Origin of the sequence: Paenibacillus psychroresistens (assembly GCF_009728935.1) — a bacterium.
Classification (GTDB): Bacteria; Bacillota; Bacilli; order Paenibacillales; family NBRC-103111; genus Paenibacillus_AC; species Paenibacillus_AC psychroresistens.
This window is the reverse complement of record NZ_CP034235.1, coordinates 1,470,803-1,497,789: the sequence shown is the minus strand read 5'-3', so window position 1 is coordinate 1,497,789 and position 26,987 is coordinate 1,470,803. Positions and strand designations below refer to the sequence as shown.

The window sequence follows — 26,987 nt, the reverse complement described above, 5'->3', positions numbered from 1 at the left end:
ATACTCACAAAAAAATCCGTCGTTTCCTCCAACAGAGGCTGCAACGGATTTATAAAAGTCTTTATTTAGTTAAATAATCCTTCTCCAATGTAGGAGTTAGCGTCTTTAGCTCCAGGTGGCACTACGTAATAACCCCCGCCTGTAGTTTGGGTATAAGCGAGCATTTGGTCTGGCATTTTCGGATTCGTTAACCGCCTTTGAATCGGCTCGAATTGCTTTTCAATACTGCGATTGAAGCAGATGAATAATAAGCCTGCGTCCACTCGCCCAACGGGATCTAACCCATTCATGAAATTAAATCCGCGTCGCAGGATACGTTCACGTTCAGAAGCTTCACCAGTACGGGGATTAGAAAGTCGTACATGTGAATCCACAGCCGTTACATTGCCTGAAGGATCTGCCCCGAAATTAGGCTGATCAAACTCCAGCTTCCCATCCATTGGAGCGCCTGACGGTTTCTGTCTGCCTATAATAATTTCCTGTTCTTTATAAGCAACCTGATCCCAGGTTTCAATCCGCATATGCACACGCCTAACTACCATAAAGGTTCCGCCTTTTAACCACGCCGGCTCATCCCCTGTACCATCCATCCATACATTTTGATTCATAAACGCTATATTATTTATATCTGGATTATTAGTGCCGTCTTTAAAACCGAACAAATTTCGCTGGGTGCCTCCTGGCTTCATCCCCCATTGGCCGGCTTGCTGCCAACGCAAATGCGCTGAGCCACGCGAAGCTTTCGCCAGATTACGGATAACATGAAAACAAATCATCGGATCATCTGCGCAGGCTTGCACGACAATATCGCCATGTGTAGCCATCTCTTGAATCAAATCCCCGTGAAACTTAGGCATCCTAGTGAAGCTTTTAGGCTTACGTGAAGCTAGCCCGAAACGATCTTTGCCATCCTTCTCAAACAATCCCGAACCAAACCCTATCGTTATGGTTAATGAAGCTGGCTGCAAACCTACTTGCTCACCTGTATCTGCGGGTGGAAATTGTGTATCCTTCTGGCTGCCGTCCCAAGGCTTGACTGCCATCATTTCTGCACTCATCTTGCTCCAATCGCGAAGCAGCTTCTGTAAATCCTTGACACTTTCCGTTGTCACATCAAACGAAGCCATACAAATAAACTTCTGGCTGGGTGTTACAATTCCCGTTTGATTGGCCCCATAGAAATCTATAATTGTAGATGGATCCTCTCCCAGTGCCTCGACAGACTTAAGAACTTCTTCATTAGAAGAAGCTCTCCCATTATTAGCCAAGCCCATAAGGTCGCCCAGTACAATTCCTGCTGTACCTGCCGCAGCCATCCCGAGGAATGCTCTGCGGTTTATTTTATTACTCATAGTTGATTTATCCTCCCAAAACTCCCGGCATTCTAACCATCGGTTCTGCCAACGCTTCAAGCTTGTTTTTCAAATCTACAATTTGAGCTGGTGTAAGCTTACTATAATCGGTCCATTCTACTGCATCTTTTGGTGACAACGCATCTATCTGAGCTAGAACCTTAGTTAAAGCATCCCCAATTGTATCGTTTAAAGCGGAATCCTTTTTCTTCAATTCATCCTTGACTAAGTTATAAATTTCTTCGGCGCCTTCCACATTTGCACGTAGAACTGGCAAGCTCGCCCCACTCCAACGCTCTTCTTCACCTGTAATTTTCGATGTTTGGGCTTCTTCCATCAATTCACCGACACCTGTTACAAAATCTGCCGGTCCAATTACAGCTGTTTTAATACTTTCACGCATTTTCTTACCATTAGCTAATAAATCATCGGCAAACGGTTGAGCGCCATCCAACGTCTTTTTCACAAAAAGAATATTCTCAATACGGTGGTATCCTGTGAACTTCGGATCTGCATCACTTTCAAAATCATCGACACGCGCATCCATAACTTCATCTAACTCAATGAAAGTTTCGATAATCGGCTCGATGCGCTCATAAGGAGGACGTGATTGTCCATAGGCCGTTTGCGCAGCCTTTAAATCTCCGCTTGCAATTGCTGCTTGCAGCTTCTCTAACTGTACAACCAATTGCTCGCCTTGTTCATTTACATAGGCCATATAAGTTGTGGCAGCAGCCTGCAATTCAGGTGAGCTTTCAAGCGCTTTAGCATCAACAGCCTTCTTGCCATCAGCCAAATCAGTACTCAACTGCTCTAAAACAGCTTTCAAATCATCATTCAACTTTGTTAGTATATCAAAATCTAGCGAATCCTGCTTGGCTCCTATTGTTAATGGAGACCAGTTGGTTTCAACCTTTAGGTAATCATCTGGGTAATTAGGTTTAATAGTGTTCTCAAAAGAGAGCCACTGTGCTTCTAGCTGAGCGCCCAGCTTCTTCACTTGTGCAGCGTCCTTAGCATCAACAGAAGTTTTGAAAAGTGCTGAAGTATCCAGCATGCTCTTTATGCCTGTTTGGGCATCAATCGATGCCGCTGTTGATACAGCTGGTGTTGCCGTTTCCTTGGTATCCGATTTGGTACAGCCGCTTAAAGCTAAGCTAGATACAATAACTGCAATAGAAACATAATTGAATAATTTCATAAAGCCCCCGTTAATTAATTGATTTTTTTGGTAATGAGAATCATTATCACACTAAACACAAGTTTTATGTTACTCCTTCCAGACGCCCCCGTCAATAAACAATTAATGAGAAATTGTGAACTTTTATAGCAAAAATAGCCCACTCGAGTCATAGAACTAGCTAGCTTTTTCCTGTAGATTTAGATTTAGATGTTAGAAAGCGAGGTTGTTTCATTGAAAAGAATATTAGCTTCATTCTCTACCCTTATCTTGTTCACTATGTTATTTGCTGGAATCGCCAGTGCGCATGTAGTCGTATTTCCTAAAGAAACGATTCAAGGCAGCTATGAAAAATTCACAGTACGTGTCCCCAGTGAGGAAGAATCTCCGACCATTAAGGTTGAGGTTAAAGTACCAGAAAACGTAGAGATTTCAAGGACTTTGCCGTTTAGTGGTTGGAAATCAGAGCTAACTAAAGATGCAGATGGTAAGGTAATTAGTGTCATATGGACAGCTACCGCTGATGGTTTATCATCCACAGAATTCGGAGAATTCAATATGCAAGGCAAGGTAGATAATGCTGCCACAACTATCATCTGGAAAGCAATTCAAACCTATAAAGATGGAAGTATTGTCGAATGGATCGGTGATGAGAAGAGCGAGCATCCCGCATCAGTTACAACAGTGAAGGCAGTTCCTGCTAATGCAACTGTAGCCGCAGACGGTGATGTTGAGTCAGCAGATTCCACTTCCTCCGATCTTCCTTTATATCTATCCATTGCAGCAGTTGTTCTAGCTTTATTATCTTTAATCGTTTCCTCAGTACGCAAAGCTCGCTAAAAGCCAGCAAAAAAGCATGATGCAGAGCGTTTAATTGCTCTCGTATCATGCTTTTTCTAATTAATGTTCTCAATTTGGACAACTGTTTGCCTAATCGGATTCCTTAAAAAATATTTTTATTGATTTACTGTTTTTTTTTGCTTAAAATTATGCCTAGTGAGTATATTTTAAGATGTTGGATAATATGTGTTTTATTCGCACAAGTTATGATTTGTAGAAAGGAGGAATCACGATGTATAAATGGGCCTTATTCATATTGCTAATTGGTGCATTCTCTCTTGGTATTGTTGAATTATTCGTTGAAGCGGATAAACATCAAGCAGAATTAGCAGAGGCAAGCAAGCCTGAAGTCGTTTCATCAGTTCCACTGGATACAGTAGCTGCTGAAGCTGTTTATAAACAATCCTGTATTTCCTGCCATGGCGGAAATTTAGAAGGCGTAGCTGGACCAGCGCTAATTAATGTCGGAAGTCTTATGACCGAAACCAAGATTCTTAAACAGATTACCAATGGCGGCGGCGGAATGCCACCCTTTAAAGGCGCAATCAAAGATGATCAAATTGCAAATTTGGCTAAATGGTTAGCCACACATAAATAGGCCATAAGGTTCTAATTAAGCTATCGATGCGTTATTGCATCGGTAGCTTTTTTGCGAATAACAAATAACGTTTAGGTGCATTGCCTACAAAATGAAACGGATAACAAGTTATCAAGGTAATTGTACTTTCGTCACCCGAGAGAAATACACTCGTATCATCCACTTCAACAATTTTGGAACCTGTAACAGAGTAAGTAAAGGAACCTGCTTTCGTTTCGAAAGTAATAAGGTCATTAGGCTCAAGCTCCCCCAGCTTACGAAACACACTATCACGATGTCCAGCTAAGACTGAATTCCCTTTCTCACCTGGAAAAACACTTGCTTTATAATGGCCTACACCTTTTGCCAGTTGAGCGTTATCTGTACCTTCGATAATCGGATAGGATTTGTGGAGCCGATCTAGTGTAATTTTACCGATCACTTCACCATTAGCTGGTATTAAGCTGGAAGAAACTGATTTTAAAGGATCCGTGAAGATTGGCAGTTGTTCCTGCTCGGTAGTAATTTGCAGATTTTCGTCAACCGCCTCACTAGTCAAGCCTTCTAAGCTTTTCAGACTAAGATGCTGCTTGTCCCACTCGTCTAATCCATTAGTTATCGACCTTTGCGTTTGCCAAATTTCCAGTGTTCCATAAGCTAGAAGCGTAAAAGCAGCAATAAAGATAATCAACCACAGAAAAAATCCTAATTTCCGTTTATTCATGGTGTTTCCCATCCAAATATGCTTATTCACGTCTAAATGCGGCAATTCTTTTGTATAACATCGTGCCCGAGAGCAATACTAATAGCGAGCCTACCACAATGTAATTGTACCAGGGAGTTGCTGTGTTCGGCATATCCGTAACATTCCCCGAAACTTCAACAGCCTCTGGTTCATCATCCATAACTTTGGGTGCAGGTGTAGCGGTTGGAGTAGGTTTAGGTGTAGCAGTTTCAGTAGCCTCAGGTGTGGCAGTTGCACTAGCTTCAGGTGTAGGAGTCGGTGGTGTCTCTGTAGGACTAGGCGAAGCAGTTCCTTCAGGTGTCGGACTTGTTACTGTCGTTATCGAAGATGCGTAACTAGGACCTGGGTTTTCTTGGTTTGTTGTTGGTGATGGTGATGGTGATGGTGATGGCGATGGTGATGGCGATGGCGATGGTGATGGCGATGGTGATGGCGATGGCGATGGTGATGGCGATGGCGACGGTGATGGTGATGGTGTCGGTGTTGCTGTGCTCTCCTGGTCATTATCGAGAATTGTGATTGTAACTACAGATATGCTCCCTATTGCTGCCCCTCCACCAGGTGCCATTAATTTAACGAAAAACTGTTCCGTACCTTCACGAATATTATCATCTTCAATTTTTATGCTAAAAGATTGACTATGCTCATCCACATCATTGTAAAAAATCATCGTTCCTGAGGAATGTTCAAAATCCCCTGGTGCTACTGCTGTATCATTGCATGTGCAATAAGTAACACTGACTACTCCGTGAATCCCACCAGTACGAGTTATCGGAATGCTTATGTGACCCACATCTTCATTAACCGTATAAGCAGCTTGGGCAAATTGCAGCTTCTGCCCATTGCTTGTTGCATTCGCATTTTGTTGAAAAGCTGGGAAAATCAAAGAAAGCAGAATCAGACCCAGACACATTTTTACCATTAACCAAGCTTTGTTGTTTTTCATTGCAATTGTTGTCATTATAATGCCCCCTACTATGAGTTATGATACATATCGTATCAGTAAATATATACATAATGTATCATATTTACACTTTAAGGCAATACTCCACTTATGTCAAGAACAAAAACAGACATTTACAATGATAATTTTACAGAAGCCGATTTCTAATTTTCGCTAAGAAGCTTGTAAATCTGCATGAATATTTTATTGTTGTTTTCGCAAAATTATAGTAATCTAGAACTACAACTATTTACCCACGATCAAGGAGACCACTTTTATGAATCTAAATGTAGCCAATTGCCCTAATTGTGGTGTCGTCTATCAAAAAAACTTTCGGAACATGTGTATGAGCTGCAGTTCGGTATCTGACGATCAATTAAACCGTTGCACCAAATACCTTTGGAAAAACCCTAAATCTACGACCGAAGAAGTAAGCCTAGCACTCGATGTAGAACCAGCAATCATTATTAAATTTATTAAAAAAGGGGCAATCTCTAAAGTTTTCCCTAACCTAACCTATCCATGCGATTCTTGTGGCAATCCAATAACAGATAATCGCCTTTGTGGTAAATGCGCAGGTAACTTTAGAGATCTTGCCCACCAAATCGCGAATCCAAAGCCACTATTCAAGACTAGTGGTTTTAAAATCGGTGATCGTCTTCGTAGTTAGATTAATCTACGATTTGAAGCACAATACGTCCTCTTCCATGTCCAAGCTGGCTTAAAGCGTGTGCTTGGCCCGCATCCTGCAACGAATATGTTGCAGCAATCGTTGCTTTTACCTTATTCTCAGCTATCAGCTGTACAATTTGTTCCAAATCTTTACTTGATGCGAGTGCCGTGGGCTTTATTGCCTTGATGCCACTCGCATTTGCTTTTTCCTGGGATGGAGGCATCACTAATGAAATCAGGATTCCGCCTTGTTTAACCAATGACCATGATTTCTCCAAGGTAGCTCCGCCAATCGTATCCAGAACAATATCAAGCTCAACTGCTACATCTTCAAAAGCTGTAGTGGTATAATCAATCACCTGATCTACACCTAAAGACTGAACGAAATCAACATTAGCCGACCCACAGGTACCAAAAACAAATGCACCTTTCCACTTAGCGAATTGTACGGCATATTGGCCAACTCCGCCTGCCGCTCCATGAATCAAAACTCTGTCCCCAGCTTTTATGTTACTTTCATTTATTAAGGCTTGCCATGCTGTTGTGGCACCCCCACTAATGGTTGCTGCTTCATTGAAGCTTACTGCTCGAGGAATGAGTGCTAGTGAGCTAACTACAGCTGTCGTGTACTCGGTATAAGTCCCTTTCGAGCTCCTTCCAAACACGGCTTGCCCCTGCTGAAATTCGGTTACACCAGGGCCAACCTTCTCAACAACACCTGCCAAAGCTGTACCAGGAATGCTCGGGAATGTTATCGGAAATTTAATTAGCCCTTGGCGAATTTTCCAATCAATCGGGAGTACCCCTGCTGCATGAACCCTAATCAGAACTTCGCCCTCTGCAGGTTCAAGGCATGGTATGGTTTCATATCTCAATTCCTCAGGTCCTCCGTATTGATGAAAACGAATGGCTTGAATCGATTTATCTGTCATTGTTATCGCCTACCTTTCAATAATTTCATTTAGAATACTTTAGCTGTTTGAGCTGCTAATTGAATAGCATCGCCAATAATTCTTTCTCTTTGATCCGGTGATTTTCCATGCCCCTCAGCAATAATCTTAGTTATATCGGTTATGCCGAATAAATTCAAATTCTTTACTACCAAATTAACAGCCATCTCAGAAGCAGCCGCATCACCTTCGGAATAATTACCGCCACGAGCATTTAATAAAGCTACTTTCTTGCCTAAAACCAGACCAACAGCACCTTGCGGCGTATATTTAAAAGTAGTCCCAGCCCGGTTTAAATAGTCCAAATAAGTGTGCAGAACTGCTGGAACTGTAAGATTCCATAAAGGGAATCCGATAATAATCTTATCTGCAGCCAGAAATTGATCGATAAATCGAGTAGCAATATCTGTAATCAATTTTTCTTCCGCTGTTAATCCCATTCCTCTACCCAGTTTGAAAGCTCCGCTTATCAGATTAGTGTCCAAATAAGGTAGATGCTCCTGATATAAATCCAACTCAACGATGTCATCATCTGGATGCGCCTCCTTATAATTCTCTAGAAAAGCTTCATATAATTTAACACTTACTGCATACTCCACTGGGCGGTTATTAGCTTTCACGAATAAAATAGAACTCATTGCATCCAGCTCCTCAAACTAAGTATTTGTCTACATAAATCTGACTTCTAAATCCGATCATTAATACGGAGTATTAGGTATATTGTGTATACGCAATATATGTTTACTCAAAGTAAGTTTATACATTATAATCCAGGGTGTCAAGGGGGAATTACTAAAGAAATATGTTCGTTATTAGACACGCCAATTTCTATATTAGCAACCTATTCATACAACTAAAATCGATATAACGAAAAAAAGACGCTAATAACGAAACTCTATCGTTATTAACGCCTTTTTTTCGTTATCCATACACTTGATTACTTTCCTTGCTTAATTAAAGAAAATCATAACACTAATAACGCAAGTCTTTCGCTATTGGCTGGATGAGTGACTTTAGAACCCAGCAAAACCTTCCGTTTTCCGTTCAAATTGTATGATGCTCTTGCCAACATTCATTTGTGAGTAGTTCTCCATAACCTCGGGGATATCATCCAAGTAAAAACGATGGCCGACTAAAGACTCGACTTGGATAATACCTTGACTAACTAAGGCAATGGCTTCCTCATGGGTATGCGGATTAATAAAAGAACCCATGATCTTAAGCTCTTTGGAGAAAATCTCATAAGGGGATATGGCAATTTGCGTATCCGGTGAAGAAACCCCGAACAACAGTACTTGCCCACCTTTACGTACCGAAGAAACAGCTAGCTCCATGGACTCCCTCTGACCAACGCACTCTATTACAATATCAGCCATTACTAAAGATGCCAGTGAACCGAGAACGGGCTTCACTACTACATGCGCCCCTAATTGCAGTAAGCGTTCATGTTTACTCTCATTGGGTTCGCTAACGACTATTTTGGCTGCCCCATGCTGTTTAAAAAGCTGGAGGAAGAGCTGTCCAATAAAGCCGCCGCCAATAATAAGCACAGATGAGTTTGCGCGAATGTCTAATTTCTTGAATCCGTGAAGCACACAACCTAGCGGCTCAATTAACGCTCCTTCCGCATAGCTCATCGTGTCAGGGATTTTGTAGCAATTCGCGGCTGGCGCTACACAAAACTCGCTCATTCCCCCATCTCGCGTAACTCCCACAGCTTGTAAATGGTCGCAGAGATGAGCTCGCCCACTACGACAAAACTCACATGCCCCACAATAAATATTAGGATCTATGGATATACGATCTCCGACCCGCAGATCAAAAACATTTTCACCAATCTCTGTAACTTCTCCAGATAATTCATGACCCAGAACTATAGGGGGCGTCACAACGGCAGAGCCGGGATGCCCATGATAAATATGCTGGTCCGTACCGCAAATCCCACAGCATTTCACTTGAACTCTGACCTCATTCGGTAAAAGCTCTTGCATTCGCCACTCCAACACTTCAATCTGATGCTTACCTTTCCAAACCGCTGCTTGCATCAAGCTACACCCCCATTAGTTATGGATCCTTACCCTTTAATTACCATAATACTCTATACTAATTTACCATGAATAAGCTTCTGGCGCTGGTTTTCCTGGACCCGGGAAAATGTCATCCAATTGCTTCATTGTTTCCTCACTAAGCTCAATTTCCACAGCTCTCAAAGCACCTTCTAATTGTTCTAGGGTTCTTGGACCAATAATTGGTGCTGTCATCGCCGGATTTGCTAATAACCATGCCAAACCAACATTGGATTCGCTTTCGCCTAATTCCGCACAAAGTGCCGCAAACCGTTCTAATTGGGTACGATGCTTCTCTACTGCATTCGTTTCATTTGCGGTTCTCGAGCCTGCTTTAGGTTTAAGCGCATTTCCACCCAGCAATCCTCCCGCAAGCGGGCTCCAAGCAACAACGCCAATCCCATGATATTGCGCCGATGGCAGCACTTCTAGCTCAGGTTCTCTACACAACAGACTATACTTATGCTGTTCGGATACAAGCCCAAGAATATGCCTAGCTTTCGCCTCTGATTGAGCCAAGGCTAGATGCCAGCCAGCAAAATTACTAGAGCCAATATAATCAACCGTTCCTTGTTGAATAAAGGACTGAAACACTTCCCATAGCTCATCCCAAGTTGTATTGCGATCAACATGGTGCATTTGATAGAGCTCGATGTGGTCCGTTTGCAATCTGGATAAGGATCCAGCTAAATGCTTGCGAATCTTATATGCTGAAAGTCCGCCAGCCATGTTAGGTCCTTCATTCGGATCCTCCATGCTGCCATAAACTTTAGTCGCCAATACAACTCGTTCTCGTCTTGATCCACCTTGTGCGAACCAACGACCGATAATTTCTTCGGTCAATCCGCGTTTTTCGCCACCATACCCATTAGCCGTATCAAAAAAATTAATCCCTGCATCCAATGCTGCATCCATGATACGAAAAGCATCTTTCTCAGTAGTAGCTTGACCAAAATTCATCGTCCCTAAGCATAGTCGGCTAACTTTTAAGCCCGTACGTCCCAAGTGAACATATTTCATTTTTTACAGCTCCTCATTATCAAAAAGTATTTTCCAGCCCAAAATCACAGACTGATTGTTACTTACCCATTAACCAACCTTCTCAAACTTATGTTATATTTTAAGAAAAAATACTAGTTTGCTGAAGGAAAAGGTGAATGAATTGGATTTGTTCAAAGAAGAAGCTGTAGCTATGATCAGAAGTCACGCAAGAGAAATGGAAGAATCGGGGCTTGTACCGCAAGAAGTCTTAAATTATATGTATGAGCACAAGCTCTTTAAAATATATTTGCCAGAGGTGCTAGGTGGTACGATGTTATCATTGCCGGAAGCCTTGCGTTTAATTGAAGCCTCGTCATGGGTCGACGGCAGCTTCGGCTGGTTAGTCATGATTGGTGCAGGCGGCGGCTTTTTCTGCTCGTTAATTCCGCATGAGCATAATCTCAAATTGTTTGCCAATCCGCAGGCGGTCATAGCTGGAAGCGGCCATCCATCAGGCATAGCCAAACCAGTCGAAGACGGGTATCAAGTAACAGGACAGTGGAAATTCTGCAGCGGCAGCCAGTATGCGAGTATTTTCACAGCTAACTGTCTAATAGAGACAACCGCAAGCGCAACCCAAGAAACACCGGAAATCAGAGCCTTTATTTTCACACCTGAGCAGGTGCGGATTATTAAAGATTGGAAGGCCTTTGGTTTAAAAGCAACCGGCAGCCATTCGATGGCGGTAGATTCCGTTTTCGTGCCGCACTCTATGACATTCACCTATAATGAGCCCTATGACAACTACAATAATCTCGCCTTCGCCTATCCATTCTTGCAATTTGCCGAAGCTACCATTAGTGCAGTCAGCATAGGTATTTGCCGACATTTCATTAAAGCTGCCAAGCAGTTTATTGTTGCTCTTAAACCCAGCTGGGACAAATCTAAAATCGGCCGTTTTCAATCTGTTATGAACCAGATAGAGGCCGCTGAGCTCGGTTTTCAAAGTATCGTCGCAGATTATTATCGAATACTAGACGCTTCTTGGGAAACGCTCGTCCAGCGGCAGGAAATATCAGCAGCCGAATTAAACGAAGCTAGCATGATATGCAAAAAAGCAGCCAAAGCTGCTTTAATGTGTGGTCAAGCTATATTCCCAATCCTCGGTATTCAAGCTATTATGGAGCATGCAGCCGTTAATCAAATCTGGCGAGATCTGCAGGTGGTTAGCCAGCATTCCGCGCTTGCTGATTAACGTACTAAGCCATGTGGATCAATAACATACTTGCGTGAAACGCCGCGATCAAATTCCTTATAGGCTTGCGGTGCTTCATCAAGTGAAATGACGGTCGCATTAACCGCTTTAGCGATTTGTGCTCTGCCACTAAGAATCGACATCATCAGCTCTCTGTGATATTTCATAACAGGAGTTTGTCCGGTTACAAACGTATGAGATTTAGCCCAGCCTAAACCAAAGCGAATCTTCAGAGTTCCAATTTTGGAATCCTCATCTATTGCCCCAGGATCGCCTGTTACATATAGCCCCGGAATACCCAAGCTGCCGCCCGCACGTGTAACCTCCATAATGGAGTTCAATACAGTTGCAGGAGCCTCAGAATGACCTTTGCCATGTCCATGGGCTTCAAAACCTACGCAGTCAATTGCAGCATCAACCTCTGGCGAACCAAGAATTTGATCAATTTGCTCACCTAAATTGCCATTGATGGCTAGGTTAACTGTTTCACAGCCAAAGCTTTTTGCTTGAGCCAATCGTTCTGCATTCAAGTCACCAACTATAACAACAGCAGCTCCAAGCAATTGCGCGGAATGTGCAGCAGCCAAACCAACAGGGCCTGCTCCAGCAACATAAACCGTTGAACCTGGTCTAACTCCAGCACTTACAGCACCATGATAGCCCGTTGGAAAAATATCGGACAGCATCGTTAGATCACGGATTTTCTCCATAGCTTGGTCTTTATCGGGGAACTTCAATAATTGAAAATCTGCATAAGGAATCATTACATATTCGGATTGTCCGCCAACCCAGCCACCCATATCCACATAGCCATAAGCTGATCCTGGACGATCTGGGTTTACGTTAAGACACACGTTGGTATTACGCTCTTTACAGCTGCGACAACGACCGCAAGAGATATTAAAAGGAACCGATACAAGATCACCTTTTTTAATGAATTCTACATCACGGCCAACCTCAATTACTTCGCCTGTGATTTCATGCCCCAAAACTAGCCCTGATGGAGCTGTTGTTCTACCACGCACCATATGCTGGTCACTGCCACAAATATTAGTTGTAACTACCTTAAGAATAACGCCATGATCACATTTGCGTCCCACGTTCAAAGGATTTACTCCAGGTCCATCCTTCAAAACCAAATCCGGATAAGCGGTGTTGCGAACCTCTACATTACCAGGTCCTGTGTATACAACTGCTCTGTTTCCTGACATAAATGATACCTCCAATGATAAAAGTTAAATAAGCCCTCTCTATTATAAAACGTTTACAAAATTACTGCCAGCTATATCTTTTCCACGCGCCAGCCATATTTTAAAATCAGGATTCTTGTCTGGAATTACCTTAGCTTCTGTTGAAAAATACCGCATTGTATACCCGCAGCGACGGTTTGGACTAGGATTTGGCGTGGCTCCATGGATAATTCTTGAATCATGAAGCGAGGACTGACCTGGCTCCAGTTCAAAATACACCGCTTTCGAATCATCAATCGCTTTAATCTGAGTAGCAAATATATTCGCCCCTTCATCCACTTCCTCATAATCCGAAAATCCATTAGAATGGGTGCCTGGAATTACACGCATGCATCCGTTTTCTTGATTGCTGCGATCAATTGCCAGCCAAACAGTAATGATCTTCTCAAAGCTGCTGAGCCGGCCTTTCCAATAGGCGGAATCTTCGTGCCAGGGTGTTTGCTTGCCGATGAACGGTTCCTTGCAGATAAAATGACTGGACCATAACCCAATGTTGGGACCAATGAACGGCTCGACCAAATCCAAAACCTCATCACTCAATAGAAACTTCAAAAGTCGTTCATCACGAAAATGCGGAGTATCCAGCTCACTATTCAATTTCCGTCCAACCAGCTCCCATTGCTCTTCAAAAATACTAGTTAGCTCAGCCTGCTTCTCTTGACTAAATAACGGTTGCTTATAAAGCAAATAACCATTTTTCTTGTAGAAATCTTGGTCCTGTTGGGTAATGCTTGCGGTTGTCATAGAGAAATCCCCCTAGCGATATAGTTGTGTGCTGTATTTTCGAAAATTACGGCTACAATCCTATCTTACCGAGAAGGGAGATTAACTTCTTTGCATATTTACAGCTAAAATTGATTTATTTTCGGAATATGCTTAATTTCGTTGCTGTCTGCGATAGGTACTTGGGGTTGAGCCGAATTTAAGCTTAAAGGTGCGGTCAAAATGTGAAATCGAATTAAAGCCCGATGCCAGACAGATGTCGATCACGGATAGCTCGGAGGCTTGGAGTAAGGAGCTTGCAAAGCGGAGACGAAGCTCCTGCAAATAGATTTGAAAAGAGCTTCCTGTCTCCTTATGAAAGAGCTCGCTGAAATAATTGGTTGAGGTATTGCTGTGTGCCGCTACTTTGGCAAGTGATAAGGGCTCGCGAAAATGATATTGCATATAAGTAATAGCATTGCGAATGGCCGGCTTAAGATAATCCGTTTTGGCCTTCAGAACACCGGTTAGCTGGAGATTTCGCTCTGCTAATAGCATAATTCGCTCCAAAGCTCCTTTTCGGAGCAGATCACTGCCTACTTTAAGCTCTTGCTGCTGCTCGCACCAGATAAATTCGAATTCAGCGAGTAAGCTCTGATATTCTTCTTGCTTGAATATAGTTTGAAAAGCCTCTGAGCTATTAACCATCAAGCGCTGCAAAGGCTCCGATAAAACTTCATTGTTGAATATCATATTTAATAAAACCAGTGTTTGTTTAGGATCTGGCTCAAGCAAGTGAAAATCTGCAGGTGTTAGAAAAAGCAGCGAGCCTGGCTCAAGACGGTAAAGAGAACCATTCAAGGAATGGTTCCCTTCGCCTTTTAAGATTAATGCTATTTCGTAAAACTCATGCCAATGCAGCTCAATTTTATCCTGAAGGTAATGACGAAAGATGCGAATCGCTGAATTGCCCCCCATATAATCACTGTTAGTCAATCGAACAGGGTCCATTATCATGCGTTGCACTCTCCCTTAATTTTTCACCATACGATCGTACAAGAAATCAACAATATGCACAGCCTGAACAGATTTATCGGCACCATGCTTATCAATACCAGACTTCATTTGAAGCAAACAGCCGGGATTACTCGTAACGATATATTGCGCCCCAGTTGCGTTGGCATTTACCATTTTGTGATCGAGAATTTGATTGGCCATAGCTGGTTGAGTGACATTATAAATACCCGCAGAGCCACAGCAAGAGCCCGCGTCCTTCATTTCAGTGAATTTTACATTGCCTACCCCGTTTAGAAGCGTACGCGGTGAATTAGATGCTTTGATTACATTCTTAAGATGGCAGGAATCCTGGTAGGTCACATTTAAAGGCTGATCGTCTGATAGTGCTTCTACAAACTTTAAAGATCGGCCTTTTTCGATTAGAATCGTGCTGATGTCCTTCACTCTTTTGGCAAACCAGGTAGCACTCTCATGCCAATCCGGTTCATCGTGCAGCAGATGATCATATTCTACTAAAATTGCGCCGCAACCACCAGCGTTCGAGACGATATAATCAACATTCGCTTCTTGAAAGGCAAGAATGTTATTCTTAGCCTGCACTTTAGCTTGGTTCATTTCCCCGGCATGTGCGTGAAGAGCACCACAGCAATTCTGGGTTGGTGGAATGATTACTTCAAAGCCTGCTTCTGAGAGCAGCATCACCGTTTTACGATTCGTTTCGGTGAAGAGCACATCCATTAAACAGCCACGGAACATGCCTACGGTTGCGATCTTAACACCTTTGGCTGGAACTCTTGTGCCTAGCTGTTCCACAATCCCATTACTCGAAGCTTCAGGCAGAATACGTTCCATGTTAGCTAAATCCTTGGAAAACAACCCAACGACTCCCGTTTTCTGGACAACTGCTTGAAGTCCTGTTTTCTGATACAGACGTAAACCCTTGCCCAACAATTTCATCCGATTTTGATGCGGGAACACTTGCTTAAACATCAGCTTACGGACTACTTTTATCCATGGTCGGTGATGAACCGTATGCATTTCAATCGCTTCACGAGCTTGCTCGATCAATTGGCCATACTTCACATCAGCTGGACAAGCCGGTTCGCAGGCTCTGCAGCCCAAGCAATGATTCATCTGATCCTCAAAACGAATGCCTGGCTCCATCAAACCATCTACGGTTGCTTTCATTAATGATATTCGACCACGTGGAGATTCCGCTTCCAAGCCTGTTTCTTTAAAGGTTGGACATGCTGGCAGACAAAAACCGCAGCGCATGCAGTTGGTTAATTGATCATAGTCTAATTTGATTTTTAATGTTTCCTGCAGCTCACTCACCGATGCACTAGCCACGATCAATCACCACCCTGCGTCTGGATTCCTTGGCGAACATTTTACCTGGATTTAATATGTTATGCGGATCAAAAACCTGTTTGATCCCTTTCATCAGCTCGATCCCTACACTTCCAACCTTCCATTCCAGAAAAGGAGCTTTCACAAGCCCTACTCCATGCTCCCCGGTAATAGTTCCGCCAAGCCGAATCGCTGCTTCAAAAATCTCGGCAAAAGCTTCTTCTACCCGATGAATCTCTTCATGATCTCGTGCATCTGTTGTTGCCGTTGGGTGCAAATTGCCATCTCCCGCATGTCCGAAGGTGCAGATGTTTACTTGATGTTTTTCTGCGATCCGATTGATTTCCAGCACCATTTCGGCAATTTTGGAACGCGGCACGGTTGCATCCTCAAGAATAGTTGTGGGCCGAAGCCGTGCAAGCGCTGTAAACGCACTGCGCCTAGCCGTCATCAGCTTCATGCCTTCCTCAGGTGTGCTGGCTATGCTAATGCTGTCTGCCTTTTCTTCGCGGCAAATCTCCGAAATCCGCTGAATATCGCGTTCAACCAGCTCCTGATCACCATCTTGCTCAATCAGTAATATCGCGGCCATATCCAAAGGCAAGCCAAGCTTAGCAAAATCATCAACCACCCGGATCGTCGGATTATCCATGAACTCTAAAGTTGCTGGTATGATCCGATTTTCAATAATTTTAGATACTGTTCGAGCAGCATCATAAATATCTTTATACATGGCTAGCATGGTTTTTTTATATTTAGGTGGAGGGACTAGTTTTAATGTTGCTTCAGTGACAATCGCCAAGGTCCCTTCAGAACCAACTAGCAGCTTTGTCAAATCGTAGCCCGCAACGTCTTTAACGAGCTTGCCGCCTGTACGAATGATCTCTCCGGATGCTAGAACAGCTTCCAATCCGAGTACATAATCCTTGGTTGTACCATATTTCAAGCCTCTAAGACCTCCTGAGCACTCAGCAATATTGCCGCCAATCGTCGAAATAGACATACTGCTTGGATCAGGTGGATAGAAAAGACCTAATTGTTCAATATGCTCAATGAATTGCTTAGTAATAATTCCTGGTTGCACGGTTGCTGTTAGGTTGAGCATATCCACTTCGAGAATAGCATTCATCCGGTGCATCACCATAATCACGCCGCCTTGAACCGGAACCGTTCCACCGCACAAGTTCGTGCCTGATCCACGGCCAATTACCGGAATCCGATGCTGGCTCAGCACCTTCATAATGGCTGAAACCTGATTTGTGTTTTCTGGATAAATAACTCCATCCGGCATGGATTGCAGCATCGGGGTCCCATCATAAGAATGGGTAATAAGTGCTTCAGGATCATCTTTATAATGATTTTCTCCAACAATGTCTCTTAACTGTTTCTTGATCTGACTATCGAGCATGATAGCATTCACCTCTAGTTTCAATAATTCATCATGTGATCAGATGACTTTATTTATATTTTAACGTATGATTGAATAGTTGTATAGTAGAAAGAAGAAATAAGAAAAGTAGTAATTTAGAAAAGTAACCGTTCGAGTGTTTTGATGCTGGTTTTTCCGGACCCATACAAAATTTAACCTTAAGCACAAAAATTATGCTTATAGATTCTACGCAACTGGTATCCTAAGTGATACGCACAAAAAATGTGCTTAATACCAGCTAAAACCCCGATTTTTCAAAGAAATCTTATGAGTAAGCACAAAAAATGTGCGTAACCAGCATTTTAGGTTCCTACGTTCTATATTTAGCACAAATATTAGGCTTATTAATTTTTGAAACAGGCGAAGAATTCACTGTGACGCAAAAAAATTATAGCATTCCAAAGAGGTGTCCCATGTCTTTTCAACAAATCAAGCCGCAAAAAGGCTCAGAAATCGTCATGCATCAAATCAAGCAGCAAATTCTAGCAGGCGCTTATCCACCTTCAGCGAAGCTACCCACCGTAGTCGAGCTGGCTGCGAGCTTTGAGGTTGGTCGTTCGACCATCCGAGAGGCGCTAAGCGCACTAAAAGCGATGGGCTGGGTAGATATCCGCCATGGTGGCGGCACTTTCGTAAGCAAAATTCTACCAAATGAGTTAGGGGAAGAAAACGGCGGGTTGTTCTATAAAACGGAGTCTTTCCAGGAGGTACTCGAGGTTCGTAAATTTATTGAGGTCGGCTGTGCTTCATTGGCGGCAGAGCGCAGAACAGAAGCTGATCTTGCAGGGTTAGCCGCAATACTAAGCCAAATGGAAGCTTCACTTGATAATGAAGAACTCAGTGATCAAGCAGATATCAGCTTCCATTTGCACATTGCTAGAGCATCGCATAATTCATTGTTCGTCAGCATGATGGAATCTGTCGCTCAGAGATTGCAGGAAAGCATGCGGGAATCCCGCCGCCTCTGGTTTTTTGCTGAGCGCGCATCAGCTGAATTGCTACTACAGGAGCATCGGGAAATCTATCAAGCTATCGAAGCTAGACAAGTTGAGCTGGCCTCAACGAAGATGATGCAGCATATTATGAAGGTGGATCAAGTGGTTCATAGACTTGCACTACCTCACTCGAAGACTCAATAAACCAAAAGTGATTTTAATTTTACCTCTGGATTTTCTAAGGATTTGGGATCAAGCACCATTTGCTTTTGGATGAGCATTTCCGCTAAACGGATATCCTTAGCAATATTGGAATTCAAGCCTACCGCACTTGCTGCAGCCAACCTGCCGTCACTGGACAGATGAAAATAAAATTTAGCAAACTCCCCCAGATCCCGACATAGAGTCTTCACTCCATAATCAGGTAAACCAGTCACCTGCAGCGTCTGTTCATATTGATCGGACCAGAACCAAGGAATCTCGAGAAAAGGCTTTGCAGCTCCTAGCATATTATGTGCAGCATGAGTCCCTTGATCCTGGGCATTACGCCAGGCCTCAAGCCGAATCCGTTTTCCTCCATATAGGCTATGTGGGAAGGAGCAGCAATCACCGGCTGCAAAAATATCAGCATCACTCGTTGTTAGCTTTTCATCAGTAAATATGCCATTTTCAATGGTAAGCCCACATTTAGCCGCTAGCGAAGTTTCAGGAATGGCTCCAATCCCAACGACAACCGTATCACATTCAATGATTGTTCCGTCTGCAAGCTTTATGGAATGTCTATCCTTAGAATTTTCAATGCCCTTAATACCTACCCCAAGCTTAAACATTACACTCGCATTGAGATGGCGCGCCTTTAAGATATGCGCAATTTCCTCGGGAACACCTCGCATAAGTATACGCGGTCCAGCTTCGATAACGGTGACAGAACAACCTTTTTCTCGCGCACTTGCTGCTGCCTCGAGTCCGATAAAACCAGCACCAATAATAACAATATGTTTACCTGCAAGGAATCGCGCACGAAGCGCAAGTGCATCGGCGAACGTTCGAAGATATAATAAGCTCGATGTATCGGATCCTTCGATGTTCAGTTGACGCGGGTAGGCTCCTGTTGCAAGTAAGAGTCGTTCATACCGTATTGATTGCCCATCATTCAGTTCAAGCAAATGATCGCTTGGATTAATATTAACAACCGAGCTATTCGTGATTAATTTAATTTTGTATTGCGAGAGCTTAGTTTCATCTAGGATTGTCACAGGTGAAGGCTCTTCCGTGTCCAATAATGAGCTTTTGGAAAGCGGCGGCCTTTCATAAGGTGCCAGCTTTTCTTTTCCAATTAACGTGATGCTCCCAGCCCAGCCTTCAGTACGAAGCTCAACTGCTGCTCGCGCACCCGCTTCTCCCGCCCCAACAATTACCATTCCTAATTCAGACATTCTATTCTCTCCTTAGAGTTTTCATTAGAAAACTGGCATCGTAAGCTTTGACTTAGTCAATTTGTATGAAAATTTTATCAGCTTCAATCTTCACAGGGTAAGTTTTTAAATCCACACATACCGGCGTTCGTTTAGCAGCCCCAGTAGTATAATCAAATCGGCCATTATGTTTAGGGCATTCAATGGTGTTTCCCATGACTAATCCTTCCGCTAGATGAAACTTTTCATGAGTGCAATATCCATCCGTCGCATAATACTTACTTTTTGCCGTACGATAAATGGCAAAAGTACGAGCTCCATGATCAAAGCGGATAACATCCTCTTCATCAATATCATCAACTTCGCATGCTTCAACCCATTCTAAATTCTGCATATAAGTGCCTCCAAGTAGTCGAGAATAGTATTATTATTTTATAAATTAGCTACTTTCCCAGGTTCCGCACCATAGTAATAAGGAGTTGCTGTAGCTGGAAGCGGACGGTCCACCACATAGGCTGGATCCTTTTTTTGTTTAATCAGTGCTGAAATAACCTCTTTCAACGCTGCCCAAAGACTAGGGCTTGCAACGGGATAATCAAACTTAAGCTCTTCATGTAGTGCAGGCAATGCATGATAGGGAACCATCGGAAACATATGATGCTCGATATGATAATTCATATTCCAGTAAAGAAATCTAAAAAAAGGATTAATATAAATTGTTCTCGTGTTTAAACGATGATCCAGCACGTCTTCGCGAAGTCCCAAATGCTGGGCTAGACCGACCAATAATAGCAGGATTGGCCCATAAAAGGTTGGAAGCCCCACAAACATCAACGGAAGAATACTCCCTATTACAATCGACCACACTACAAAACCGATTAGAATTACTACCCAAATCCGGGAAATCCACACGGATTTTCTAAATTCAGATTCTGGAACATAATCTTTCTCTGAGTCTGTCAGCTTGCCGAAGCAATGTGTGAGAATGGCTTTAAGATCTCTTGAGCCGCCATAAATATGGACGATTTCCCCAAAAATAATCCGCCAAACCGGTGGTCGAGTCATGGCAATTTCCGGATCGCGGCCAACGATGTAAGTATCCGTGTGATGGCGGGCATGACTCCAGCGCCATGGGGTTGGTGGTCTTAAATCCATAAACGAAGCGATTTGATAGAGTACATCATTCATCCAAGCAGTTTTAAAGGCTGTACCGTGTCCACATTCATGCCATCTGGAATCTGCAGTCGAAGCATAGCTGATACCATATAAGGCGAATGCCGGAAGCGCCCACCAAGTGCCCCATAAAGAATAGGCAAGAAAACCTGTACCTGCGAGCCATGCAAACATAATAATCGTATCTCGTATTGCAGGTCCATCCTTACGCTTCATAAGCTCCTTAAGCCGTTTACGGGAAATTGGGCTCGCATACCATTCGGCTGCAACCAGTCCCTTTTCTTGCGCCCGTTTGTTCTCGGGTCCTGTGAGACTGTAGTCTCTTTTATTAACAGACATTAGGTTAGCCTCCCTGTCATTCGAAGATGATAACGCTTTCTTAAATGATAGCCTTTTAAGCGCGTACTGTCTTTGAAATTAGAGGACATTCACTTGCACTATACGGACATTATTTAAGGTTAAAAGGGGCTTCAGACAGCTGTGTTTTGCGAAATTGACCGGGGGGAACACCTATTTTGCGCGTAAAAACTCTAGTATAATAATGAACCGATTCAAAGCCCGTTTCTTCAGCAATCCGGCTAATAGACCAATCTGTCTCAAGTAATAATTCCATAGACTTCTGAACTCTTTTTTCCTGCACATAATGGGAGAAGGTTTGACCAAGCTTTTCGGAGAAAATACGCGATAAATGGCGTTCTGTAATATGCAAATAATTGGACAATAAATGGAGGCTTAGGGCTGAGGTGAGGTTGTCTTCAATAAAAAGCTTTGCTCGCTGCAAATAAGCAGAAACTTGTTGATGCTCTGCCATTTCATCACTTTCCAATACTTTGGAAAACTCACTATAAAAGGAAATTAGAAGGGCATAAGCTAGGCTTCGAATCATTTCCTTAGTCATGGAACGTTCCTGCTTGCATAAAGTTAAGAGCATCCGCCAGGTTTGAGCAGCTATCGTATCATCCGCCGTTGAAACAACAATTTTGTTAGTATGAGTAAGCTGAAGGTAGCGATTCATCACGGCTTCATTAGAATGAGCCTCATTGAGTTCGAAAGCAACATAGAATAAGGCCAGGCCTTCCAAGCTTTTTATCTGATGCCATTGACCAGGTCTTGAACAAAATAATGTCCCTGGGGTTAGAGGATATTCGTCATTTGATTCGTAGTAAAAGCCATTACCCTCCAACACATAACAAACCTCAAAAAAGGAATGCCGATGCAGCGGATTATCATAATGCTCCGGCATGGCTCCCCAATAATGCACTTTAAACCCTAATTCCTCACCTTTTAAAGCAATCGCAGTTTCATTTAAAATTCGGGTCATTTTTTTGTAATCTGATTTGATTGCCATTGGAATCCTTTCAAATTAACCTCAACTATTACTGGCTTATTACAATTTCTACAGCTGCATCCTTAAATGCTTGCGTTAGTTCTTGCTCTGGAAGTCGATCTGTAATAATTCGATTAACGGATATCAACGAGGCAAATGAGAATAAATCCTTCATCCCAAACTTGGTATGATCCATGACAACATTAACTTCAGCCGCTTGTTCAATAGCCAATCGCTTGATTTCGGCCTCGTGCATATTAGAATTGCTAAAGCCATGTCGTATTGTAGCTCCTGTAGTTCCGATAAACACACGATCAAACGCCATTTTCATCAGTGAATCACAGGCAAGCGGCCCCACTAAGGTTGATGTTTGCTCTAAAAGAATGCCACCAACGACGATTGTCGAGATTTGTTTACCTTGAAGTTCAGCAGCAACATTCAGTGCATTGGTCACTACAGTGATATTCATATTCGGTCTTAAACACTTCGCAATCTGCAGAGTAGTCGAGCCGCCATCAATAAAAATCGAATCCCCAGGCTGAATCAATTGCACAGCTTGAAGTCCGATTTTCATTTTCTCCTCGATTAATACGCCGGTTCTTTCCAATAAAGCGATATCTTTGCCGAAAAGAATAGCACCGCCGAAGGTACGCTTAAGCAAGCCCATTTGTTCAAGCTTCTCCAGGTCTCTACGCAAAGTCATCTCCGCAACATCGAAGGTTTCTTTAAGCTCAGCAAGCTTTACTTCCCCGTATAGAGCCATGCGGTCCAATATTTGTTGTTGGCGTGTATTCACTTGGTTTTGAGACATGTGTTTTCCCTCATTCATTTTACCTAATAGTCAACTTTAGCTCATATTTCACAGTTTCTCCAGGCTCCAGATAAACCAACGTCCCTTGCTCACGCTCATTCTTCCTGCCTCCGACCCAGCAATTGGAAGGCTCGACACCAAGCGCATGCTCGCCTGCACCTGGCATTTTCCATTGAACTAGCTTGGGAAGTGTTTCCCCCGACCAATTTAATGAAACATGTACTGGAGCAGTTCCAGAATGAACAGGGAAATTGGGATTGATAATTTCAACCTCTGGCTTACTCTGCGGCACATGATAATAAACTCGTTCGCTGTAGCTCGCATCTGGCGCCTGCCATTCAGCTATGTCATCCAAAGGCAAATCTGCATCGCGCGCTTCCATTTTCGTATCCTTAAAAAGGATTTGAGTTTCTTCACTTAACAAAGGAAATCCAAAATTGAAATGATATAGAATCATATGCGGACATCGTTGAAAGCCCATATTGCGCACTTCATCGCGTATAATAATTTCATTCACACCAAGTCGACTACAAATTTGTCTCGATAAACGCAGCTTGCCGCCAAAAATCGAGGTTTCATCCACCACTCCGGAAACCGTCATATCTAATTCATCCTCAGACCATTCACTAACCGCCGATACCTGCTGAGCAGGAGTATGATGCAATCTGCCATGCACGCCTAGCTGCTCACCCTCATCCTCATTTGGGCTGCCTACTTGCATCAAGCCACAAGTCATCAGCAATCCGCCTGAAGCCGAACGAAGCCAGCCTGTTCCAGCTTCGTTATAGTAGCTGGGATGCACATCTCCATTTGGCGATTGCCAGCTGATCGCTGCTCCTTGATATTCCGCTAACGAAATATCAAGACCTTTGGACGGAGTAACATAATAACATAAACCCGCACCCGTACGAACTTGGATTTGCTCAACATCCGCTTCCTTGCCTTCTGTGCTCTTGAATCTGCGCACTCCGCCAATTTGCTCCATTCGTCCGACACGGGCTTCCAGCTCACGGCGCGTCCAGGACCTTCCATATAAATTCATAAGAGAGACTCCTCCTTATTAATCTTCTGTTACAGTTGGCATTCTTTCAATACGCGTATCCGTAAAAATATCAAACTCATCTCGGCTTGTGCTAGAAAATTCAGATACTACTGCACCATCAGCACCTGCTTGAAACCAATGCTTAATACCTGGATGAATCGTATATTGCTCGCCAGGATTTAATTCAATTTCATTAAAGACGGTATAATATGGCTCGCTGCCTACAGGTATAATTCCTTGAATTGACTTGGTTGCTTCCCCTTCAACATAAAGGAATACTTTACCTGAGCGACAGCGAAAGGTTTCCATCTTGCCCGGATCCGTTCCGATTGGCGGATGCAGATGCTCGGGACAGGTTTGTAGCGGGAACAATAGCAGCTCTTTAGCGCAATATCGGTCTGTATTAACATAAGTAATTAATTCAAGGCCTTGAATTTCCAGCTCATTTAATCCAAAACACGCGACTTCAATGCTCGTTCTCTCTTGCTCTGTTATCTCAATATTGCAAGCTTTGAGCATTTCCGCGGCACGCGCTTGTGCTTTTACTATTTCGCTTCTTTTCATAATAGTATAACCTCGTTTCTATTAGAATGAATAGTGTTCATCTGTTACTTAGACCACAAACCATCTTCAGTTGCATGCCATCCAGGTAAATCTAGCTTCATTTCGCGTTTAGCCCAGCCATTTGTGATTCTTTCCTGCAGCTTAGCCAATAAGGGAATACCGCTGGTTGCATCAGCCTGCTCGACGTTGCAAGCTCCTACTCCAACTGCTATTTGCAGCGCATCCTCCAAAGAAAGCCCTTGCAGCATACCGCATAAAAATCCAGCAATCGTGCAATCACCAGCTCCTGTTGTGCCGATGACGTCTACTTTAAAGCATGGAGCCAGCAGCTCGCGAGCTGTCCAGCTGTCCAGCTTTTCCTCAACAGGCGTGCATAATCCACTAGCAGCAAGTCTCGCTGAATCTGCAGTTGTTCGCACGTAAAGCCCATGCTCTCCTAGCTTTAAACCAACAACCGCAACACCCATCGCCAGTAATTCTTCCGCTATATCTGAAAGCAGCGTACCGTCAACGAATGGCAGAATATCCCCAGCCGGTGCTTTCCGCAGCATTTCCTCATAACGTTCACGGTGCAGCATATAGAAAATTTCTTCAAAGCTTGGTAAAAACACGTCTACAAAAGGTAGAGCTTTGCTTAATATCGTTCGCCAATCTGCCCTGCCAGCAGCTGACTCCGGATCTGGCTTAGCCAAATCCAGTGAAACAGTCAGTCCGCTTTCCCTAGCTTTGCTCAGCAGCAGCTTCAATTCTTCACCTTGCTCCTCATACATCTTACGCATTAAAGGAGGATACCCGAAATGAAACAGCCTGACACCATCCAGCTGCTCTACATTCAGATCAGCTGATGAAAAAGTGTCGTTTGCTCCTGTACAATGCAAGAATATACGATCAACGTTAGGCGGATTAATGACTATGGTATAGGAGCTATGCTCACCTGGAGCAACGATCATACCTTCAACGATATTATCGCCATGCTGTCTCAGTACTTCAATAATGGCTGCACCAAATTGATCATCGCCAACCTTGCCCATTAATTGGACATCGCTGCCCAATCGATGAAGCGCAAGTCCCGTATTAGGAACAGCGCCGCCTGTTGCGATAACAGCTGGTCCAATATCCACTAGCTTGCCTGGGACAAAGAGTGCATCCAGCCCCCCTTTTTTCTCCGATATAGTTGGGATGATATCTAAACAGATATGTCCAGCAACGATCACTTCCGCTTCACTACGGGTCAAAGCTAATCCCTCCAATTAATCTGCGTGGTATTGCCTGTACGATTAGATTCCAAAGCAGCCGTGAAAACCAGATGACTGCCAGCCGCCTCTTCAGGTGTAGCGCAATGGAAATTCTGCTGCATCTCTGCACCGTGAACCAATTCATCACAGAAAGCTGCCCACATTTGGAGAATGGAATCAGAGAAGCCAAATTCAAAAATCCCGCCTGTGATCGTTTGGTAAGCAGATTTATAAGGAGCATCTGCAACATGCCAAGCTTGAACACCACCCGGTGTATAAGGTAACGATGCAACCTGCTTCGGATTTTTAGTGGTAAACTCAGCTGATAATTTAGTTCCTTGTATCTTAATAAACCAAGTATTAGCATTCCCAGGTGCTATCCGCTTTGTCGACAAAACCATCGGAAAGCTTTGTTCCCCTGTATCCACATCGCAAGCAAGAATAGCGTTATCCCAAGTTTCACACGGCACCATATTTCCTTGATTATCAGGGCGCTCTGGCACTATTTTGGAAAGCAGCGCTCGCACAGATTTAGGCTTCCAGCCAAAACGCATAGGCAGATGAAGCACATGCATCCCTAAATCGCCCATACAACCATATTCGCCATTGGTGGCGATTCGCCTTTTCCAATTGATCGCTTTTGTCGGATCTAAGTCGCTTGAATGCCAAAATCCCGCTTCTACTTCGATAATTTTACCGAATTTATTTTCTTGTACCCACTGAATAAGCTGCTGAGCTCCTGGATAAAACGGAAATTCTGAAGAACAACGCACTATGACCTCAGGATGCTTAATAATTGCTGCTTGAACCATTTGGTTAGCGTTTTGATCAATTCCAAATGGCTTTTCACCTAATAAATGCTTGCCTGCTTCAATGATATCCACATAGATTTGTTCATGTAAATTATGCGGAACAGCACAATAAATGGCTTCAATCGTCGGATCAGCAAGCAGTAATTTATAATCGGTATATGCTTTTTCAACACTAGGGACATTCTCTTCAAACCATGCCGTTGCAGCTGGTACCGCGTCACATACAGCGACAATCCTCGGTTCAAAATCAACATTCGTTAAATGCAGCCATCTTGCAGCCGCACTGGCAAATTCCTTGCCCATTAATCCGCAGCCAATGACACCAAACCGTATTATCTTCTTAGCCATATTTGAGTAGTCCCCT

Annotated in this window: 27 protein-coding genes; 5 read left to right on the top strand and 22 right to left on the bottom strand. The window is 43.3% G+C overall.

All coding sequences use genetic code 11. The features are described 5' to 3' along the window. Nucleotides 1–65: 65 nt before the first annotated feature. Entirely contained in the window at nucleotides 66–1,352 is a 1,287-nt protein-coding gene (gene efeB, locus EHS13_RS06805) for an iron uptake transporter deferrochelatase/peroxidase subunit (RefSeq protein WP_155699617.1), read from the bottom strand. 7 nt (nucleotides 1,353–1,359) lie between these two features. Continuing rightward, on the bottom strand, nucleotides 1,360–2,553 hold the full coding sequence (locus EHS13_RS06800) for an EfeM/EfeO family lipoprotein (protein ID WP_155699616.1): 1,194 nt from the start codon (nucleotides 2,551–2,553) through the stop codon (nucleotides 1,360–1,362). Between the two features lie 213 nt (nucleotides 2,554–2,766). Between EHS13_RS06800 and EHS13_RS06795 the strand changes: the two genes are divergently transcribed. Then, nucleotides 2,767–3,372 (top strand): YcnI family copper-binding membrane protein, encoded by a 606-nt coding sequence (locus tag EHS13_RS06795; RefSeq protein ID WP_227013818.1) that lies wholly within the window; start codon nucleotides 2,767–2,769, stop codon nucleotides 3,370–3,372. A 232-nt stretch (nucleotides 3,373–3,604) separates the two neighbouring features. Beyond that, nucleotides 3,605–3,970: a c-type cytochrome gene (locus tag EHS13_RS06790; RefSeq protein ID WP_155699615.1), complete on the top strand. Its 366-nt coding sequence runs from the start codon at nucleotides 3,605–3,607 to the stop codon at nucleotides 3,968–3,970. 31 nt (nucleotides 3,971–4,001) lie between these two features. On the opposite strand, the gene EHS13_RS06785 is transcribed toward EHS13_RS06790, so the two are convergent. Then, nucleotides 4,002–4,673, bottom strand: a complete 672-nt coding sequence (locus tag EHS13_RS06785; RefSeq protein ID WP_162462990.1) for a sortase — start codon at nucleotides 4,671–4,673, stop codon at nucleotides 4,002–4,004. Nucleotides 4,674–4,695: 22 nt separating this feature from the next. Beyond that, nucleotides 4,696–5,655, bottom strand: coding sequence for a Calx-beta domain-containing protein (locus EHS13_RS37715; protein WP_155699613.1), 960 nt, complete (start codon nucleotides 5,653–5,655; stop codon nucleotides 4,696–4,698). Between the two features lie 259 nt (nucleotides 5,656–5,914). On the opposite strand from EHS13_RS37715, the gene EHS13_RS06775 reads away from it, so the two are divergent. Next, nucleotides 5,915–6,307 carry a flagellar protein gene (locus EHS13_RS06775; RefSeq protein ID WP_155699612.1) on the top strand — a complete coding sequence of 131 codons (393 nt, stop codon included), beginning with the start codon at nucleotides 5,915–5,917 and terminating at the stop codon, nucleotides 6,305–6,307. A gap of 1 nt (nucleotide 6,308) precedes the next feature. On the opposite strand, the gene EHS13_RS06770 is transcribed toward EHS13_RS06775, so the two are convergent. From EHS13_RS06770 to EHS13_RS06755, 4 genes are all read right to left on the bottom strand, one after another. Further along, entirely contained in the window at nucleotides 6,309–7,241 is a 933-nt protein-coding gene (locus tag EHS13_RS06770; protein ID WP_155699611.1) for an NADP-dependent oxidoreductase, read from the bottom strand. A gap of 29 nt (nucleotides 7,242–7,270) precedes the next feature. Beyond that, nucleotides 7,271–7,897: an FMN-dependent NADH-azoreductase gene (locus tag EHS13_RS06765; RefSeq protein WP_155699610.1), complete on the bottom strand. Its 627-nt coding sequence runs from the start codon at nucleotides 7,895–7,897 to the stop codon at nucleotides 7,271–7,273. A 375-nt stretch (nucleotides 7,898–8,272) separates the two neighbouring features. Continuing rightward, nucleotides 8,273–9,304: a zinc-dependent alcohol dehydrogenase family protein gene (locus tag EHS13_RS06760; RefSeq protein ID WP_155699609.1), complete on the bottom strand. Its 1,032-nt coding sequence runs from the start codon at nucleotides 9,302–9,304 to the stop codon at nucleotides 8,273–8,275. Between the two features lie 63 nt (nucleotides 9,305–9,367). Continuing rightward, on the bottom strand, nucleotides 9,368–10,345 hold the full coding sequence (locus EHS13_RS06755; RefSeq protein WP_155699608.1) for an aldo/keto reductase: 978 nt from the start codon (nucleotides 10,343–10,345) through the stop codon (nucleotides 9,368–9,370). Nucleotides 10,346–10,478: 133 nt separating this feature from the next. Between EHS13_RS06755 and EHS13_RS06750 the strand changes: the two genes are divergently transcribed. Beyond that, nucleotides 10,479–11,561, top strand: coding sequence for an acyl-CoA dehydrogenase family protein (locus tag EHS13_RS06750; protein ID WP_162462989.1), 1,083 nt, complete (start codon nucleotides 10,479–10,481; stop codon nucleotides 11,559–11,561). Here EHS13_RS06750 and fdhA read toward each other — a convergent pair. The 5 genes from fdhA to glcD all read right to left on the bottom strand — a co-directional run bounded on the left by fdhA (nucleotide 11,558) and on the right by glcD (nucleotide 17,288). Further along, the gene (fdhA, locus tag EHS13_RS06745; RefSeq protein WP_155699606.1) at nucleotides 11,558–12,772 is read right to left on the bottom strand and encodes a formaldehyde dehydrogenase, glutathione-independent; all 1,215 of its coding nucleotides are present in this window, start codon (nucleotides 12,770–12,772) and stop codon (nucleotides 11,558–11,560) included. The genes EHS13_RS06750 and fdhA overlap by 4 nt on opposite strands. A 42-nt stretch (nucleotides 12,773–12,814) precedes the next feature. After that, nucleotides 12,815–13,555 carry a phytanoyl-CoA dioxygenase family protein gene (locus EHS13_RS06740; protein WP_155699605.1) on the bottom strand — a complete coding sequence of 247 codons (741 nt, stop codon included), beginning with the start codon at nucleotides 13,553–13,555 and terminating at the stop codon, nucleotides 12,815–12,817. A gap of 132 nt (nucleotides 13,556–13,687) precedes the next feature. Next, nucleotides 13,688–14,530 (bottom strand): helix-turn-helix domain-containing protein, encoded by an 843-nt coding sequence (locus tag EHS13_RS06735; protein WP_155699604.1) that lies wholly within the window; start codon nucleotides 14,528–14,530, stop codon nucleotides 13,688–13,690. A 15-nt stretch (nucleotides 14,531–14,545) separates the two neighbouring features. Then, entirely contained in the window at nucleotides 14,546–15,880 is a 1,335-nt protein-coding gene (locus EHS13_RS06730) for a (Fe-S)-binding protein (RefSeq protein ID WP_405083552.1), read from the bottom strand. After that, nucleotides 15,873–17,288 (bottom strand): glycolate oxidase subunit GlcD, encoded by a 1,416-nt coding sequence (gene glcD / locus EHS13_RS06725; protein WP_155699603.1) that lies wholly within the window; start codon nucleotides 17,286–17,288, stop codon nucleotides 15,873–15,875. Before glcD ends, EHS13_RS06730 begins: the two co-directional genes overlap by 8 nt. 434 nt (nucleotides 17,289–17,722) lie before the next feature. On the opposite strand from glcD, the gene EHS13_RS06720 reads away from it, so the two are divergent. Further along, nucleotides 17,723–18,448 (top strand): FadR/GntR family transcriptional regulator, encoded by a 726-nt coding sequence (locus EHS13_RS06720; protein ID WP_155699602.1) that lies wholly within the window; start codon nucleotides 17,723–17,725, stop codon nucleotides 18,446–18,448. Here EHS13_RS06720 and EHS13_RS06715 read toward each other — a convergent pair. The 9 genes from EHS13_RS06715 to EHS13_RS06675 all read right to left on the bottom strand — a co-directional run bounded on the left by EHS13_RS06715 (nucleotide 18,442) and on the right by EHS13_RS06675 (nucleotide 26,971). Next, nucleotides 18,442–19,680 (bottom strand): NAD(P)/FAD-dependent oxidoreductase, encoded by a 1,239-nt coding sequence (locus tag EHS13_RS06715; RefSeq protein WP_155699601.1) that lies wholly within the window; start codon nucleotides 19,678–19,680, stop codon nucleotides 18,442–18,444. The two genes, EHS13_RS06720 and EHS13_RS06715, sit on opposite strands and share 7 nt — an antisense overlap. A gap of 52 nt (nucleotides 19,681–19,732) precedes the next feature. Next, nucleotides 19,733–20,053: a MocE family 2Fe-2S type ferredoxin gene (locus EHS13_RS06710; protein ID WP_155699600.1), complete on the bottom strand. Its 321-nt coding sequence runs from the start codon at nucleotides 20,051–20,053 to the stop codon at nucleotides 19,733–19,735. 38 nt (nucleotides 20,054–20,091) lie between these two features. Beyond that, on the bottom strand, nucleotides 20,092–21,171 hold the full coding sequence (locus EHS13_RS06705; protein ID WP_155699599.1) for a fatty acid desaturase family protein: 1,080 nt from the start codon (nucleotides 21,169–21,171) through the stop codon (nucleotides 20,092–20,094). A 109-nt stretch (nucleotides 21,172–21,280) separates the two neighbouring features. Then, entirely contained in the window at nucleotides 21,281–22,180 is a 900-nt protein-coding gene (locus EHS13_RS06700) for an AraC family transcriptional regulator (protein WP_155699598.1), read from the bottom strand. Between the two features lie 28 nt (nucleotides 22,181–22,208). After that, the gene (locus EHS13_RS06695) at nucleotides 22,209–22,970 is read right to left on the bottom strand and encodes a DeoR/GlpR family DNA-binding transcription regulator (protein ID WP_155699597.1); all 762 of its coding nucleotides are present in this window, start codon (nucleotides 22,968–22,970) and stop codon (nucleotides 22,209–22,211) included. Between the two features lie 19 nt (nucleotides 22,971–22,989). Continuing rightward, nucleotides 22,990–24,012, bottom strand: a complete 1,023-nt coding sequence (locus EHS13_RS06690; protein WP_155699596.1) for a DUF4432 family protein — start codon at nucleotides 24,010–24,012, stop codon at nucleotides 22,990–22,992. 18 nt (nucleotides 24,013–24,030) lie between these two features. Further along, on the bottom strand, nucleotides 24,031–24,531 hold the full coding sequence (locus tag EHS13_RS06685; protein ID WP_227013999.1) for a D-lyxose/D-mannose family sugar isomerase: 501 nt from the start codon (nucleotides 24,529–24,531) through the stop codon (nucleotides 24,031–24,033). An 89-nt stretch (nucleotides 24,532–24,620) separates the two neighbouring features. Beyond that, complete coding sequence (locus tag EHS13_RS06680; protein ID WP_155699594.1) at nucleotides 24,621–25,811, bottom strand: carbohydrate kinase family protein; 1,191 nt, start codon at nucleotides 25,809–25,811, stop codon at nucleotides 24,621–24,623. Nucleotides 25,812–25,813: 2 nt separating this feature from the next. Further along, nucleotides 25,814–26,971 (bottom strand): Gfo/Idh/MocA family protein, encoded by a 1,158-nt coding sequence (locus tag EHS13_RS06675; protein WP_155699593.1) that lies wholly within the window; start codon nucleotides 26,969–26,971, stop codon nucleotides 25,814–25,816. Nucleotides 26,972–26,987 lie beyond the last annotated feature (16 nt).

Coding starts and splice junctions, on each gene's coding strand:
- EHS13_RS06675 (WP_155699593.1), bottom strand. CDS start 26,971: ATGGCTAAGAAGATAATACGGTTTGGTGTCATTGGCTGCGGATTAATG.
- EHS13_RS06735 (WP_155699604.1), bottom strand. CDS start 14,530: ATGATAATGGACCCTGTTCGATTGACTAACAGTGATTATATGGGGGGC.
- EHS13_RS06705 (WP_155699599.1), bottom strand. CDS start 21,171: ATGTCTGTTAATAAAAGAGACTACAGTCTCACAGGACCCGAGAACAAA.
- EHS13_RS06685 (WP_227013999.1), bottom strand. CDS start 24,531: ATGCTCAAAGCTTGCAATATTGAGATAACAGAGCAAGAGAGAACGAGC.
- efeB (WP_155699617.1), bottom strand. CDS start 1,352: ATGAGTAATAAAATAAACCGCAGAGCATTCCTCGGGATGGCTGCGGCA.
- EHS13_RS06755 (WP_155699608.1), bottom strand. CDS start 10,345: ATGAAATATGTTCACTTGGGACGTACGGGCTTAAAAGTTAGCCGACTA.
- EHS13_RS06740 (WP_155699605.1), bottom strand. CDS start 13,555: ATGACAACCGCAAGCATTACCCAACAGGACCAAGATTTCTACAAGAAA.
- EHS13_RS06800 (WP_155699616.1), bottom strand. CDS start 2,553: ATGAAATTATTCAATTATGTTTCTATTGCAGTTATTGTATCTAGCTTA.
- fdhA (WP_155699606.1), bottom strand. CDS start 12,772: ATGTCAGGAAACAGAGCAGTTGTATACACAGGACCTGGTAATGTAGAG.
- EHS13_RS37715 (WP_155699613.1), bottom strand. CDS start 5,655: ATGACAACAATTGCAATGAAAAACAACAAAGCTTGGTTAATGGTAAAA.
- EHS13_RS06775 (WP_155699612.1), top strand. CDS start 5,915: ATGAATCTAAATGTAGCCAATTGCCCTAATTGTGGTGTCGTCTATCAA.
- EHS13_RS06690 (WP_155699596.1), bottom strand. CDS start 24,012: ATGAATTTATATGGAAGGTCCTGGACGCGCCGTGAGCTGGAAGCCCGT.
- glcD (WP_155699603.1), bottom strand. CDS start 17,288: ATGCTCGATAGTCAGATCAAGAAACAGTTAAGAGACATTGTTGGAGAA.
- EHS13_RS06720 (WP_155699602.1), top strand. CDS start 17,723: ATGTCTTTTCAACAAATCAAGCCGCAAAAAGGCTCAGAAATCGTCATG.
- EHS13_RS06760 (WP_155699609.1), bottom strand. CDS start 9,304: ATGCAAGCAGCGGTTTGGAAAGGTAAGCATCAGATTGAAGTGTTGGAG.
- EHS13_RS06710 (WP_155699600.1), bottom strand. CDS start 20,053: ATGCAGAATTTAGAATGGGTTGAAGCATGCGAAGTTGATGATATTGAT.
- EHS13_RS06715 (WP_155699601.1), bottom strand. CDS start 19,680: ATGTCTGAATTAGGAATGGTAATTGTTGGGGCGGGAGAAGCGGGTGCG.
- EHS13_RS06790 (WP_155699615.1), top strand. CDS start 3,605: ATGTATAAATGGGCCTTATTCATATTGCTAATTGGTGCATTCTCTCTT.
- EHS13_RS06785 (WP_162462990.1), bottom strand. CDS start 4,673: ATGAATAAACGGAAATTAGGATTTTTTCTGTGGTTGATTATCTTTATT.
- EHS13_RS06695 (WP_155699597.1), bottom strand. CDS start 22,970: ATGTCTCAAAACCAAGTGAATACACGCCAACAACAAATATTGGACCGC.
- EHS13_RS06700 (WP_155699598.1), bottom strand. CDS start 22,180: ATGGCAATCAAATCAGATTACAAAAAAATGACCCGAATTTTAAATGAA.
- EHS13_RS06765 (WP_155699610.1), bottom strand. CDS start 7,897: ATGAGTTCTATTTTATTCGTGAAAGCTAATAACCGCCCAGTGGAGTAT.
- EHS13_RS06770 (WP_155699611.1), bottom strand. CDS start 7,241: ATGACAGATAAATCGATTCAAGCCATTCGTTTTCATCAATACGGAGGA.